The sequence below is a fragment of the Proteus sp. ZN5 genome, from assembly GCF_011046025.1.
Classification (GTDB): Bacteria; Pseudomonadota; Gammaproteobacteria; order Enterobacterales; family Enterobacteriaceae; genus Proteus.
Map to the genome: position 1 here is coordinate 1,226,498 of NZ_CP047639.1, position 15,349 is coordinate 1,241,846.

Genomic DNA, 15,349 nt, shown 5'->3' on the forward strand with positions numbered 1-15,349 from the left:
AATAGAGGAAACTCATATTAAGGTACAGTTTTTGTTTTATAGGATAATAGTTGCAGATTATCTGAGTTGGCTATCTTTACTACCACGACGATTATACCCACTAAACGTATTATTCTTTTTATCAAACGCTTCTTGGCAATTTAAACAATAACGTACACCTGGAACGGCTTTTTGCCGGGCAGGAGAGATTGGTTCACCACATTCATCACAAAATTCTGCACTTTCACCTTGTGCCATTTGGTTGCGAGCTCTTGCAATTGCATCATCAATGGTGGCATCTATTTGCTCTTGAACAGCACTATCATTAGCCCATCCACTCGCCATTATATTCTCCTATTTTAACAGTGAATATAGATACTATTATTAGGGCGCTGTTGAAAAAATCAACAGAATAAAAGAGAAAATAGATTGCGAAGATATTGTAATAGAAATAAAAACCCCCTCATAAAGAGGGGGAAAATTTCAGAGGCATAATACGTCGTTGTTATTGTTTTTGTTCTCTAATAAACAGAGAAATGATAAAGAAGAGGGCGACGAATACGATAATTAGGTTAAAGCCAACAGAAACATTATAGCTTTCTGAAACCTGACCGATTAGTGAACCTGCTAACGCACCGCCCAATCCTGAAGCTACATAAATAAGTCCCATCACCGAGCCACTTTTGCTGGTTAATTTTGTGGCAACCGCTGCGGCTGTTGGAAATAGCACCGATAATGCAAAACCAAATACCATAAATAGATAAACAACATCTTGCACAAAAATACGGCTAACAATAATGGCGATAAGCGAGAACAGTGAAAATAAAATCAATGTTTTGCGATCACCCAGTGCAAGGTTAATAAAGCCACCAATAAAGCGACCAATAGTAAATAAGAATGCGAAACTAGAAATAACATAAGCGGCTGTTTCTGCTTTTTGTGCGTTACTCATATTCCCAATATCCATAGAGGTATAGAAAATAGGGAAGAAGTTTAAGAATGCGGCTTCAGCAGCGACATACAGCGTAATAAATAAGATAACTAATAATAGTGATTTTTGTGTCAGTAACTCTAAAAAGTCACTGAATTTCATATCGACTTGTGCGCTACTTTCTATTTTTAGCGTACTTAATACTAAAATAATCACAGCAACAATAACGGCAACCCCAACATAAAAGGTACGCCATGAAATAGAGTGTGAGAATAGATATTGTAAAATAAGTGGCGTAACAATCATCCCTACGCCAAACATGGCGTTAGAGACATTAAACATCATTCCTGCTTTCTCTTTATAGAAAGTCGGAATAACCGTAACGATAGAGACAAGCATTGAGCCAATCCCTAAACCAATGACCAGATAAAAGCCAAAGAATAGCATCACGTTGAAAGCAAGGCTGGTTCCTGTTAAACCAACCGCCATCATTAATGAGCCAATAAACATCATGACTTTTAACCCTTTCTTATCGGTAAAATAGCCCGTTAATAAACTGGCGACTAAAAAGCCGATTTGGAAAAAGGTAATTAATGAGCCCACTTGGCTCATATTTAATGAAATATCATGTTGAACTTGTTCGAGGATCAGCCCTTTTGTATTTTGAATGCCACCGAGTAAAAACATCGTGACAAACAGAAGGAAAAAGACTTTCCATTTTTGTTGTTTAGCCATAATTTGATCCTGATTTTCCGCGGTGTATTATTTTTTAATTGTGTTGTTATAGGAGTTATTATTAGGTGTATTGTGTTCACCAATTGCATCAAATAATTCTTGAGTCGCCCATCCATAGCAATAATAAAGTAAGTCATCACAAGCACTTTCTTCTGCGGCAATAACGGCTTCAATTAATTGAGAGGCAGGTAAATTCCACATTTGAATACCGCTATAAATAAAGGTATTTGGCTGTGAAAGTTGGCGAACTTTATTATTTTGTTCTGCAACAAAGTGAATAGGGAAACCTTGCTGTTTAAAGGTTTCATATGAAATATCATAAGGTAATTCAAATAAGCGTTTAAACGCAGTAAATGCGCGCTCTTGGCTTTCACTATCATGAGCAAAATGATTAATTAATCCTTGCACATCCGCACCACCCCCTAATTTGTGATAAGGGAAATGTTTAAGTGTTGATGAATAACGCGTTAATTCATGATAGTTCTGACCTAAGATCCAACTGTAAGCAGGTGGCCACAAATCGAGCCATAGCGTAATTCCACCTGCCGTTTGTTTGGCATCAGACAGTAATTTCTCAACCAACTGAGTCACACTTTGTTGGCGAAATAGCTGCCATGCTTTTAACAGAGGCTCTTCTTTTAATGCGGTAACAGGTGCTTCAAAATCCCCTTGTTTTAATGAATCCGCTAAAGCCGCAAGGCGATGCTTGATTTCATTAACGGGTAAGCCTTGTTGTGCCATTTTCTTTTCACAGTGAGGGCAAAAACAGGTAAATAACCCCGCTGGATTGACTTCTTTACCAGCCCAATCAGGGAAACGAATGCGGTCAATTAAAAAAGTGTCATAACCGTAGTTTTGTTTTAATGCTGTGAATGTCTTTTGCCATAATTGAGCCACATCAGGAGCATTAGGGCAGAGCCAATGCTCTTGTGGGCGGCCTTTAAAATCGACAACCTGATTATTTTCCACATCACCAATAAAATCGCCATTTAAAATGTTTGCCCACGGAATGACTTTATACTTTCCACCGTCGGTGGTTTTTTTTATCGTCATTAGCGGATCTGCACCCGCTAAAATAGAGGGATCAACTCGCTGGCTCAGACGAGGAAAATCAGCATGAGTATTGATATGTAGTGTACCTGTTCCCATAACCACATTATTAATAGGGTTATGAGGTAGATCGCCAACAGGGTAAGGGTTACGTTCAAAAATTGTATTAATTTCGACAAATAAATGCTCAACATGCTTCATACCGTCAAGGCGTTGAAGAATAGCGGGCATGCCTTCATCTAAAATATCATGTGGGTGAAGATGTATTCCTGCCATGAGTCGCTCCCATCTCGTTTAAAGACTTTTTTATTAGGGTTATCTCAATTGGATCTCGGGCATAAATTGAATTGATGGATAAACCGTCGCTAAGGCGAGAATAGCAATGCCATAAAGCGGGCCTTTTTCCCATAATTCAGAAAGCTCGATATTCACTTTGGTGTTAGCAAATAAATGTCTATCTAGATTTGCCTGAACACGCGGTAAAAAGGTGTCAGCAGAGCGGGTGATCCCACCTGTTAATACCACTTTTTCCAGATTTGCAATGGCGACTAAATTCATAATGCCGATAGCAAGATAATCAGCCATTTCCTCAACTAAGGATTGAGCAAGTGGATCGCCTTGTTGTGAGGCTTGAATAATCTCAATTGCACTAAGATTTTCCCCTCGTAAGTTTGTCATTCGCTCACTTAAACCTGAGCCAGAGCAGAAACTTTCAAAGCATCCTTTGTTACGCCAATTGCGAAAGAGATGGTCACGAGCAAACATCATATAGCCGATTTCACCAGCAGCATTGTTTGCGCCGCGGATAACTTTTCCATCCATCAGCAAGGCGGAGCCTAATCCTGTGCCGATCCCAATCAGCGCACAACTGTGTGTATGACGGCAACGGCCTTTCCACATTTCACCCACAAGTGCTGCACGAATATCATTTTCGAGTACAACGGGTACATTGAGTTTTTCTGTAAGCTGTTGTGCTAGAGGCAAATTATCCCACTGAGGTAAGTTAGGGGAGCCTTCTAGTACAACACCATTTTTGATATCGATGATCCCTGGTGTGGCGACACCGATAACATTGATCTTTTGACGGTCTACGCCGCTTTTTTCGATCACATTTTCAATACTTTGTGCAAATTGCGTAATAAAGTACTCACGATCGTCCGTATCAAAGGTAGGCTCTTGATATTCATACAACAATTCGGCATCTAAGTTAAAAACCGCATAAGCGATTTTGGTTCCACCTAAGTCAATGCTGACACCTAAACTGTGTTGAGGATCGAAGTTAACTAAAATACCTTTTCTACCTTGCCCTGCTGGCGAACTGACACCGCTTTCATAAACGATTTTTTCTTCAAGGAGATCGTTAATAATTTCAGACACCGTCGCTTTTGTAATTCCGCTAATTTTGGCTATCTGAGCCCGTGACAAAGGACCTTGATGACGAATGACATTTAATACAAGCGAGGCATTCATTTGCCGTAATGTATTGGGTACGTTCGGTGTCACGTTACTACTCCATTTGTTTAGAAACAAAACTAAAAGATGTTTTTTTTATATAAAATCGTCTGCGTTTGATATTTATGCACCGTTTTATTTACTTTGTAAAGTGTAAAACAACTAATTAGTTTAGAAACCATCCTAAATGCGTTTGTGATCACAATTTGATGAGTCTGATTTGTACAATAAGATCACTTAAAAGATCTTCAATGTATATATTCGTTGCACATATTCTTAAGACAATAAAACGACTAGAATAAAATCAATATCTATTGGACTAAAGAGAAAATTAGCATGAAAAAAGGAATGTTATTAAAAGGGTTAATAGGAATACTATTGCTATTCCCACTGTATTCACAGGCAGTAACATTAAGCGGTTATCTTGAGGTAAAACGATTATTAGCTTTAGATCATCCTTCTAATAAACAATTAGAATCGGTGACACAAGCGTATTTAAACGGTATTGCGAATGGATTTAATTTTTATGCTGTTGCCGTAAAAATTGAGAATCAAAATAACGATGATTTTCGTCCTCTTTATTGTCCGCCCCCGAAAGTAGAACAAAATGGCGATTTTATGGTTAAGCACATTGATGCTTATTTAGATAAAAATCCGGAAGTGAAGAAAAAACAAAAAGAAACGCCATTGGAGTTAATTTATATTTTGGCATTACAAGATGCCTATCCCTGCCATGCTGATGGAAGTCTCTAAACGAAAAATAGCCACAGTCCCTGTGGCTAAAATGATTTTGGTGTGCTCTTTTTCTTGTTATTTACTTCAGGTTGCCTCTCTCATAAGCCCCTTGATGGAAGACACTCAAGCCGTTACTGCTTCAACTTGTTTTACAGGAACAAGATGACAACAATCGCTTTCACCGGTTTTTTCAAAGGTTGATAAACGGGTGATTAAGAGTGAATTCATGTCTGTTAATAATCCTTCCGTTTGCAGTTTTTGCATGATGCTTTCATCACAGTCATGGTTATTTTGACGTTGATAAGCCACAGGCGTTACACCACGTAATACAGTCAATTGACCAGCAAGTGCGGGATTATCTGTTAATGCATATACATTATTGTTTGGCATAAAGCGTGACAATAAAGTTACTGATTTACCGTTTTCTGTTAATGCGGCAACGCTTAAATGCTTGTCGTCATGGAAAGCGGTTGTGGCAGCAGCTAGTGCAATCCAACGACCAGTTTGTGAATAGTAAGACGGAGATTGCCATGGGTTTTCAGCATTAGCCGCAAAAGATCGCTCTGCACCTTCAGCCACGCGAGCCATTGCACTAACGGCTTCCACTGGATATTTCCCTGCTGCTGTTTCAGCTGACAACATGACGGCATCAGTACCATCACCAACCGCATTTGCAATATCCATGACTTCTGCACGGGTTGGCATTGGGCTTTCAATCATTGATTCCATCATTTGGGTTGCCGTGATCACAGGGCAGCCTAATGCGCGACAGCGTGCAATCAATTGTTTTTGTGCACCCGGTAAGCTGGCATCACCAATTTCTACAGCTAAATCGCCTCGTGCCACCATAATGACATCAGATGCTTTAATGATGTCGTCCATGTTTTCTTCACAAGAAACCACTTCTGCACGTTCAACTTTTGCAACGATTTTGGCGTGACTTCCTGCTGCAATTACTAAACCACGGGCATATTCAATATCTGCCCCATTACGCGGGAATGAAACAGCGATATAGTCTGCTTGAATGGCGGCTGCTGTGTGTATATCTTGTTTATCTTTGTCTGTTAATGCCGGTGCAGATAAACCACCACCGAGTAAGTTAATACCTTTACGGTTAGATAATTTTCCACCAACAGTAACGACAGTCTCTATTTTATTATTATTGACGGCGCTGACTTGTAATTGAATATTGCCATCATCAAGTAACAGAATATTCCCTGGTGTGACTTCTTGAACAAGTTGTGGGTAGTCCAAACCAACTTGTTGCTCGTCGCCTAATGTGCTGTCTAAATCTGCATTTAGAATAAAGCTATCGCCTTGTTTTAATTGAATTGAATCATTTTTAAAGTTAGCGATACGAATTTTCGGACCTTGTAGGTCTGCTAAGATCCCGATAAATACACGATGTTTTTCTGCGACCTGACGGATAGTTGCGGCAGTGGCCTGATGCTGTTCGCGAGTACCATGTGAAAAGTTTAAACGAAATACGTTAGCACCTGCCATAATCAGCTTTTCAATCATCTGTTCTGAACAGCTAGCTGGGCCAAGAGTCGCAACAATTTTTGTCTTACGCATAATGACATTCTCTTTTTAAAGAGGGATACCCAACGGTATCCCTTGATGACAACTTAATTAATTCATTAATCCATGGTAACTTTTTTCGCATTCCAGACTAGCGTGGCTAAAATCATGGAAACGATGGCAGAACCTATCCAGAAATACTGTACTGTGGTGAAGTCGTAGTTAGTGATATCGCCAACTTGAGTCACTTTAATCAGTGATGCTGAAATCAGTTCTTGAGCTGATGCTGCAATGTAAGCGAACAGTCCGATAAAGCCTTTTACTGCACCTACTGCGTTTTTCGGCATCAGGTCACAAGCGGTCAAACCTGCTAAGAACACAACCAGGCCGCCCATTGCAAAACCGACCATACTTAATGCAACTGCATCCATAACACGGCTTTGTGGGCCCCAGAACATCAGTGCAAAACCAGCGATGTTGGCGATACCATAAATAAGTGTTGGAATATGACGGTTAGCGTTAAACAGTTTGTCAGAAGCCATACCCGCTAAGATTGCACCGAAGAAACCAGCGATAGGGTAAGTAGACATTGCGAAACCAGCATCAATCAATGAGTAACCTTTTGAACCTTGTAGGTAAAGCACTGCCCATGAACTGATTGCGTAGCGAGAGATATACATAGCCGCACATGCTGCTGCAATGATCCACACTGTTGGTTGTTTTAATACGAATAACTGAGCGCGGCGAGTTTCTTTAGGGTCACTTGATTTAACCGCTTCTGACTCTTCGCCATACGCAGTTGCTGGATCAGGTAAGCCATAAGTACGAGGACGATCTTTTAAGATCATCAGTAAGATGATACCCGCAGCAATACCTGCGATACCGGCACCGATAAAACCTGCACGCCAGCCGAAGAAGCTCACTATGGTTGCAGTCAAGATCCATGTAATTGCTTCACCGATATTACGCGAGCCACCCCAGATGGAATAAACCGTACCGCGCTGTTTTGGTGAGAACCACTGGAAGATGGAGACACAAGAAGGTGCTGAACCAACAGATTGGAACCAACCGTTAATACCCCATAACAGGATAAAGAACAGGCTCGCCGTTGACATTCCCATGAAGATACAAACAAAGGATGAGGCAATTAACGAGATGGACATAAAGCGTCCAATATTGGCATAATCTGACAAGAAGCCGTTAGAGAACTTACCAAATGCGTAGGTAAAGAAGAACGCAGAACCCATTAAACCGAGTTCAGCGGTGGTTACGATACCTGCATCCAGCATAGGTTTTTTCACCACACCGAGTGCCATACGAACCACATAGAACATGGCATAACCAAGAACAAGACCAAAGAAGACCTGCCATTGGTGCTTTTTATATATTGCGCGGATCTTTTCACTTGACGCTTCTATTAGCGGCAGATCCTTTCTGGTTTTAAAGAAACTTAGCATAGAGATGACTCCGAATATTATTCATGTCTGAAGCTGATTTTGGTTTTCAGAGCTGATGCTATTCATTTAGGTCATCTTGGTGCAAAAGAGGGAATTTGAGTCATCGATGACACATTCTGCTGAATCGGTGAGTCAAATTTGTAACATCGCTATTAGGCGTTGGTTTAAAAATGAGTGAAGATATCGTCGTATCATTGTTGTAAATGGGTCATTAAGGACTCATTAGCTCAAAATAATAAATATTGCTAAATATCAGAAGTTTGAAGTTCGACACATTTTTATGTTTATTCAAAACAAAACCAGGGGTATGTCATGAGAATAAAAATAACACTAAGCCTCGTCTGTTTATTGTTTAGTTGGCTGTTTATCACACCAGTGCGTAGTGATGAGCAGCCACTTGTTATACTGACGACACTTTCAGATACACCAATGCGACCACTTACAGAGGCCTTTAGTGCGCGTTATCCCGATACTAAGGTGCAAGTGGTTTATCGTCGCGTCGCGATTGCGACACGGATGATGAAACAATATCCCACACAGCCTGTTGATATTGTGATGTCGTCATCGGCTAACTTTTTCCATCATCTAGATAGAGAAGGGCTACTAGCGCGATTACCCGTCAAGTATGAAACGCCAAAATGGTTAACACGTCATAGTGATATCTTAAACGATAAGATAACCACCGTTGGTTATTCAGGTATTGGTATTATGAGTAATACACAATACCTACAAAAACTCGGTATTCCTGCACCTAAAAGTTGGGTTGATTTAAGTGATCCGATTTATCAAGGGCACTTAACCATGACGACGCCGGCAAACTCTGGCACGATGCAATTGATGGTAGAAAATGTGCTACAAGAGTATGGCTGGGAGCGTGGATGGCAGATCTTACTCGAAACTAGTGGTAATCTTTCTTCCATTTCGGCACGTAGTTCACGTGTTAGTGATGCTATCGCCAGAGGCATTGTCGGCGCAGGGCCAATTATTGATAACTACGCTTTTAACCATCAAAAACGCTTTGATTTTGTCGAGTTTAGCTATTTTGATAAGTCGATTATTTTACCTGCCTATGTCGCCATTGTGGCAGAAAGCAGTAAAAGAGACACAGCAGCCAAATTTATCGCCTTTCTTTTATCGGATGAAGGACAAGAGATCATCTATAAAAGTGATATGGCAAAGATCCCATTAAGTAAAGAGATCTTACGTAATAACGACGAACTTGCTAATAACACGGAGTTTATTTTAAACAGCAATGAGGCTTATCGTCGTAGTGAAGTGGTTAATGCGTTATTTGATCAAATGATCACCCATAACTTCCCATTAATGCGCCAAGTTTGGAATGATATCCATGAAGCAGAAAGGCAAGAAAATAAAACGCCAGAACGCATTTCTGCGATTAGTAAAGCACGAAAAATAGCAAGTTCGGTGCTTATTAGCGAAAAAGAGGCTAATTCACCGACATTACAAGCATTATTTATGAAAGAAGCCGATCAGCGAGAGTACTCTGATCAAGCGTTAGCCGTTCTTTATCAATGGCGTACATTAGAAGCTGAAAGACTTGAACAAGCATTGGTTTTATTGAAAGAGACAAAATCACCCTAACCGCCTTGTGGTTCGAATATACAGCAGGAAGCGCTGTTTTTATGAAAGGTATTACGGATGAAATTATTAGTGCCTAAACAATTTGGCAAACTAGGTAGACGCCTGTATATGGCGTTTATCTTTAGTTCTTTACTCACCTTATTAATTGGTGTGGTTATCTTTTTTATGTGGGGAAAACTGGCGACACAAATAAATGCGTCAGTGGGTGAATCTCTACCGATGTTAACCACCAGCTATAACATGGAGCGTTATAGCACCAATTTACAAATGCTATTAAAAGAGCGAGAGCAGACACAGAGAAAATCAGTTTCAGAGCAACAACAACAGGAAATTCATCAGTTATTAGATAATCTGCGTGAGTTTCCTATAGAGCAAAAACCACAACGTGATTTTTATACTCAGCTTGTCGATGAGCTTTCAGAACTTATTAATAAACAAGATGTGTTATTAGATAAACGACGCGAATTAGAAAATCGTCTTGCACAATTATTAGGTCAATTAGCATGGATGCATGACGCTGTTGGCGAAGATATTAAGCCACTACTTAATGAAATTGAGTGGCATGTCAGCCAAATGATTAATGAGAAAAATGTACAGGAAAACAGTCTACAACTTTTACTTGAATCTACATTATTACAAGAATTATTCACCACAGAAAATGAATTAATTAGTTTAGTCGAGGAAATCGCGCATCAACGCTATAGTCGTGATATTGATGTCGCTTTCCACTATATCAGCGTTAAAATTGACGAAATTATCGCTTTAAATCAGAAGCTAAAAAGCTACCCGTCAACCATTGCTCATCGTCAGGTATTACAAGAGATTATCGCTATTACTCGTTATGACGGTGATATCTATCAAACATTGATTGATGATGTAGAGAACGAGAAAAAGCTCAAAGCATTAACCCCTGAATTAAATGAAAAATTATCACAGTTTGATAATGCGGTAAGAGGCAATGTTTTCGCCACGAGTGAAGCGCTAAACAAGCTTAATGACAATACCCGCAAGCTAATGGCAACGGGGAAAATCGTTATTGTTGTGATTATTATTGCCTCGCTAGTGCTGAGTATTATTGTGATGAAAATCTTGATTGATCGACGACTTATCGCAAGGTTGAATAAACTCAGTGATGACTTAGCGCATGTTGCCAAAGGTAATTTAACCGAGCCTGTATTGATTGAAGGACAAGATGAAATTGGTCTATTAAGTCGGCGACTTCGCCGATTTTGGCGTCAAATGAAAGAAGTTGAAGCCAGTAACGCATTAAATCTTATTAATAACACTGATGCGAGTTTAATTACTTGTCACCACGATGGCAGAATGGAAACGGTCAATCCAAGTGCGGCAACATTATTAGGAACAGGAAAAGAGCAAAGTAATAAGCCTCTTTGGTTACTGTTTAGCGGTGAGGCGAGCACAATGCTTAAAGCGCAATTTAGCTCAAGCAGTCAGCTTTATCGCTTAGGGCAAAGCGAATGCACTATTCGCATGGTAAAAGCAGGTGAGCCTCATTTCTTACAATTTAATATTCGCGAATATCCGCATAAAGATGAGCATAAATATATTGTAACTATCACAGATATTACGCGCCAAGAGTTAAGTCGATTAGAGCTTCAACGACTGGTGGCATTAAAAACACAAGATTTACAGGATAAAAACCAGCAATTAAATGAAGAGATGTTGCGCCGTGAACAGGGACAAAAACATTTAATTCAGACACAAGAAGAGCTTGTTCAGGCGGCTAAAATGGCAGTCGTAGGGCAGGCGATGACCAGTCTTGCGCATGAACTTAATCAGCCACTTTCTGCCATTAACACTTATCTGTACAGTGCAAAACTGACTATACAGATGGGAAAATACGATCAATTACCTGATTCTATCGAACGTATTGAAAAGCTGTGCGCACGAATGAATCGAATTATTACAGCATTACGTAATTTCTCACGTAAGTCTTCGTCTGAAATTAGCTTTGTTTCAGCGCCATTAAAAGAGCTGGTAGATAGCGCGATGGTGCTGGTGGAGTCGCGTTCTAAGCGAGAGCAGTGCATCATTACGAATAATATTCCAGATGAATTAACCATTTGTGCAGACCCGACACAAATTGAGCAAGTCTTGGTTAATTTGTTTGTTAATGCGATGGATGCCATTGCAGGTGTTGGTGAAAGTCAGATCACCATTGATCTTTTATCTGTTGATCCTAAGCGAAAATTAGTGGGGATCGCTGACAGTGGAAAAGGATTTAATTCAGCTGTTTTACCAAAACTATTTACCCCATTTACAACCACAAAAGATGTGGGGCTTGGGTTAGGGTTATCCATTTGCCGTTCAATTATGCAACGGTTTGGTTATGAAATTTACTTGGCCTCTACATTAAATGGTGGCGCCATGGTTGTTTTGGAGTTTACAAATGACACAATCACACATGCCTGATATCGACGTTTTATTAATTGATGACGATGAAGATATTCTTGAATCTTATCGCCATTTACTCAATCTTGCGGGAATGGTTGCTAGAGTAACCGACTCACCAGAAAAAGCATTAAGCCTTTTAACACCAGAATGGCAGGGTGCCGTTGTTCTTGATATCTATATGCCTGCCATGAATGGTATGGAAGTTTTAGAGCGCATTAAACAAATTGACGCTCGTATTCCCGTTATCATGATCACAGGGCATGGTGATATACCATTAGCAGTAGAAGCGGTAAAAAAAGGCGCTTATGATTTTATTGAAAAACCGATTAATCCGCCTGTTTTCTTAGAGCTAGTGGCAAAAGCGCATAAAGAGCGTCAATCCATTCTTTCTCTTAGAAATGCCGTAATAAGTACCACACAAGAGCGACTAGTCGGAGACAGTGCGCAAATTACCGCGATCAGAGAGCAAGTGCAACAGATTGCTGATATCGATAAAGACTTAATGATAGAAGGCGAGATGGGAACAGGGCGCCATCTTCTCGCTCAACTATTGCATGAATTAAGTCCGCATAGCGATAAAGCGATCCAAACTGTGGATTGCCAAAATTTATCTGATATCAAACAGGTTATAGCTCAAATTGAAGCGGATGAAGTAGGAACGCTAATTTTACGTTCTCCTTATGATTTATCCTCGGAAGCACAACGTTGGTTAAGTTCTTATTTGTTAGATATGGAACGCCAAGGAAAACGTCATTTTAGAACAATTGCGATTTTAGAAAATAATACACAACAATTGGTAACAGAAGGGCGATTAATCCCAGAATTCTATTACTATTTTTCACAGATCACTTTTTCATTGCCTCCGTTAAGTGCAAGACGCCCCGATATTATTCCGCTATTTAGAGCTTTTTTACGACAAAGCGCACAGCGACTTGGCATTGCAGTACCGAAAATTGATCGTAATTATCTTGATATTTTAAAGCGTTACGATTGGCCGGGTAATATTCGTGAGCTACGAAATGTCGCTGAATTATATGCGGTAGGCATTGTGAAAATGGTGGATAGTGAACAACATCGAGCTATTATCCCACCAGAGGGTCCTTTAGATAATTTAGTTGATGAATATGAGCGTCGGTTAATTGAAGATGCGTTATATTTATTTGCAGGTCGGGTGAGTGATGTGGCGGATTACTTGGGTATTCCACGTAAGAAACTGTATTTACGAATGAAAAAACATGATCTCGATAAAGATAGCTATAAACCGAAGGTTTGATTTACACGCTATTGAATAACAAAGAAGCGCCATACTGGCGCTCTTTCACGGTTTTTTTTAAAGTCACAGCATTTTAATTATCTTGCCGCTAAAGTCACAAAGTCACCTGACCATTTACTAGTAAATTCAATACGTAATGCACCTTCCCATAAACCTTCGGGTAAGGATGCTGTTGGTTGTGTTCCATTTATTACATTAAAGAGAAATGCGCTTTGAAGGTTTTTTAGCTCACTTTTTTCTGTCGCTTTAGTTTCAACCACTAGCCCTTTATTTATTCCTTTTTGATTATCAAGGATAACGGTTTCTTGATGGCTTGATAGTGTTTTACCGTTCCAGTCTGTTTTGACCGTTAACACTGAATTATCAGCAGCATTTCTAAGCTCATTACTGATCACTTTTGATGTTAATTTAAAATCTGTCGCGCCCTCAATATCTTTAACTGTGATATCGAATGTGCCGTTTTGCTCATTAAAACGGTTATTTTCTGTTACTTCAAAATGTAGGGCATTTAAAGGGGTTACACCTAATTCACTTTGTGGTTTTTTTACTGCGGTTGCTTGCCAACTTGCGACTGTTTGTATTGATGAGGTATTAGCAAAGGCTGCTGTTGCCGTAAACGCTGTCATTAATAAGCTAAGTAAGGCGTGATATTTTTTCATTATGTATTCCTATAGGATCAATCGATGTTAAGAGTAATATCGGCTAGAAAGTCTTTTTCATGAGGATTTAAATTAAATCATGACTATCTAAAAAAGATAATTCATTAGAAAAACTACCCAATAAATTTAAAAAATAGTTTATTTAAAACATCGAAAAAAAATAGGAATAAAATGTAATAAAAATAGCTTTATCGTTAAAAATGTAAAACTGTTTATTATCAATTAATTATATTTATTGTTATGTCTTTTTATGATTAATAATAAAAAATTGAAAATGATAAATATGACAGAATATAAATTAATTTAATTAATTATGTATTTATAAAAATTATATATTTAACAAAGTTACATTTTCTTTCAAATGAAAAAAAGAAAGCCATGATCTGTGATGAAGTTAGCATTAACAATTTTAAAATAGATTACACTGTATATAAATACAGTATTTTTGTGTGTTTGAATGTAAATATCTGCACTAAAAAATAAAGTGCATGATTTATATATGGTAGCGGTGGCACATGGAGTGCTATTTTTAATAAGATAATAAGGATGTTTTAATGAAAAATATTAATGTAGATAAAAGTAATTATATTGATCGAAATACCAATGTTTTCGTTGTTAATGATAATGCAAAAGTAATTGCATCAGGTAATGAAGAATCACCCGCTTATGTTTATGCACAAAGTAATAACGCAGAAGTTGTGTGTTTTGAAGAGGGTGCACAAATATATGGTGATTCAAGTGAAATCGTTTATGACAACCCTTCTGAGTTTAATCCTGCAACAGGTAGTAAGTTTGTTACCTTCGGTGAAGGTACAATAATTTGCCCGGGTAATAAATCAGTAAACTGCGCTTTAGGTGATAGTTCTATAATGTTTGTCGGATACGAATTTATAGACGAACAAATACTAGAGTCTGACAATGGATCTTATGAAGGTTATAAATTTTTAGAAAATAGTGTCTGTTTTGCTTCTGGAAATAATGCAAATATTGAAACCTTACCAAGAGAACACTGTGTTCGTAATGTAAAGATGATTATTACAGGTGATAGATCAACTATTGATGACTATTCGCCTTCTAGTGATAACACCATTATTTCCACAGGAGAAAGTAATAGAATTGATTCATGGGGTGGAAAAGAAGTTATAGCTACTGGTAATAAAGCCTTTATAACTTTAGACAATGATTCATCAATTAATGATGAGGATAAAATTGTTGAAAAACAAACGGTGGTTTGTTTAGGGAAAGAAAGCCGTATACATACCAAATTTGAATCAACAGTTATTATACAAGAAGAGTTTGAATGGGTTCGAGTAAGTAAAAATAGTACTTTAGCTATTTTAACAAAAATAGATAATCGACCTGATATTCTGCTTTTTTATACTGAAAATGATGAAGGTAAATATCCTGATAATATTAAAGAAAATCAAAAAATTGAGCCTTTGCAATATTATCGCTTAAATAATAATAAAGAGTTAGAAGTTGTAAAAAATCCCAATCATTGACCTTAATATTATTTAGATAAAATGTATCAAAAAAGGAC

Annotated in this window: 12 protein-coding genes; 5 read left to right on the forward strand and 7 right to left on the reverse strand. The window is 38.5% G+C overall.

Translation table 11 applies throughout. The features are described from left to right. Nucleotides 1-57: 57 nt before the first annotated feature. From GTK47_RS05615 to GTK47_RS05630, 4 genes are all read right to left on the reverse strand, one after another. The gene (locus GTK47_RS05615; RefSeq protein ID WP_165122357.1) at nt 58-324 is read right to left on the reverse strand and encodes a DksA/TraR family C4-type zinc finger protein; all 267 of its coding nucleotides are present in this window, start codon (nt 322-324) and stop codon (nt 58-60) included. A gap of 160 nt (nt 325-484) precedes the next feature. After that, nucleotides 485-1,645 carry an MFS transporter gene (locus tag GTK47_RS05620; protein ID WP_099660231.1) on the reverse strand — a complete coding sequence of 387 codons (1,161 nt, stop codon included), beginning with the start codon at nt 1,643-1,645 and terminating at the stop codon, nt 485-487. 27 nt (nt 1,646-1,672) lie between these two features. Beyond that, nucleotides 1,673-2,971, reverse strand: a complete 1,299-nt coding sequence (locus tag GTK47_RS05625) for a hypothetical protein (protein WP_165122358.1) — start codon at nt 2,969-2,971, stop codon at nt 1,673-1,675. A gap of 39 nt (nt 2,972-3,010) precedes the next feature. Beyond that, nucleotides 3,011-4,198: an ROK family transcriptional regulator gene (locus tag GTK47_RS05630; RefSeq protein WP_241256074.1), complete on the reverse strand. Its 1,188-nt coding sequence runs from the start codon at nt 4,196-4,198 to the stop codon at nt 3,011-3,013. 285 nt (nt 4,199-4,483) lie between these two features. Here GTK47_RS05630 and GTK47_RS05635 point away from each other — a divergent pair, with 285 nt between their 5' ends. After that, nucleotides 4,484-4,900 carry a Rap1a/Tai family immunity protein gene (locus GTK47_RS05635; RefSeq protein ID WP_165122359.1) on the forward strand — a complete coding sequence of 139 codons (417 nt, stop codon included), beginning with the start codon at nt 4,484-4,486 and terminating at the stop codon, nt 4,898-4,900. A gap of 105 nt (nt 4,901-5,005) precedes the next feature. Here GTK47_RS05635 and pyk read toward each other — a convergent pair whose 3' ends face one another. Both pyk and GTK47_RS05645 read right to left on the reverse strand, forming a co-directional pair. Beyond that, nucleotides 5,006-6,457, reverse strand: coding sequence for a pyruvate kinase (gene pyk / locus GTK47_RS05640; RefSeq protein ID WP_165122360.1), 1,452 nt, complete (start codon nt 6,455-6,457; stop codon nt 5,006-5,008). 65 nt (nt 6,458-6,522) lie between these two features. Then, nucleotides 6,523-7,860, reverse strand: a complete 1,338-nt coding sequence (locus GTK47_RS05645) for an MFS transporter (RefSeq protein WP_088494583.1) — start codon at nt 7,858-7,860, stop codon at nt 6,523-6,525. Between the two features lie 312 nt (nt 7,861-8,172). Here GTK47_RS05645 and GTK47_RS05650 point away from each other — a divergent pair, with 312 nt between their 5' ends. Genes GTK47_RS05650 through GTK47_RS05660 form a run of 3 tightly spaced genes read left to right on the forward strand, consistent with a single transcriptional unit; the run spans nt 8,173 to nt 13,150 of the window. Next, nucleotides 8,173-9,462 (forward strand): ABC transporter substrate-binding protein, encoded by a 1,290-nt coding sequence (locus GTK47_RS05650; protein WP_165122361.1) that lies wholly within the window; start codon nt 8,173-8,175, stop codon nt 9,460-9,462. Nucleotides 9,463-9,519: 57 nt separating this feature from the next. Beyond that, nucleotides 9,520-11,895, forward strand: a complete 2,376-nt coding sequence (locus GTK47_RS05655; RefSeq protein ID WP_165122362.1) for an ATP-binding protein — start codon at nt 9,520-9,522, stop codon at nt 11,893-11,895. After that, complete coding sequence (locus GTK47_RS05660) at nt 11,873-13,150, forward strand: sigma-54 dependent transcriptional regulator (RefSeq protein ID WP_088494586.1); 1,278 nt, start codon at nt 11,873-11,875, stop codon at nt 13,148-13,150. The genes GTK47_RS05655 and GTK47_RS05660 overlap by 23 nt, the downstream gene beginning before the upstream one ends. A gap of 77 nt (nt 13,151-13,227) precedes the next feature. Here the strand turns inward: GTK47_RS05660 and GTK47_RS05665 are convergent, their stop codons facing one another. Beyond that, entirely contained in the window at nt 13,228-13,809 is a 582-nt protein-coding gene (locus GTK47_RS05665) for a common pilus major fimbrillin subunit EcpA (RefSeq protein WP_165122363.1), read from the reverse strand. Between the two features lie 554 nt (nt 13,810-14,363). Here GTK47_RS05665 and GTK47_RS05670 point away from each other — a divergent pair. Beyond that, the gene (locus tag GTK47_RS05670; RefSeq protein WP_165122364.1) at nt 14,364-15,311 is read left to right on the forward strand and encodes a hypothetical protein; all 948 of its coding nucleotides are present in this window, start codon (nt 14,364-14,366) and stop codon (nt 15,309-15,311) included. Nucleotides 15,312-15,349: the final 38 nt, after the last annotated feature.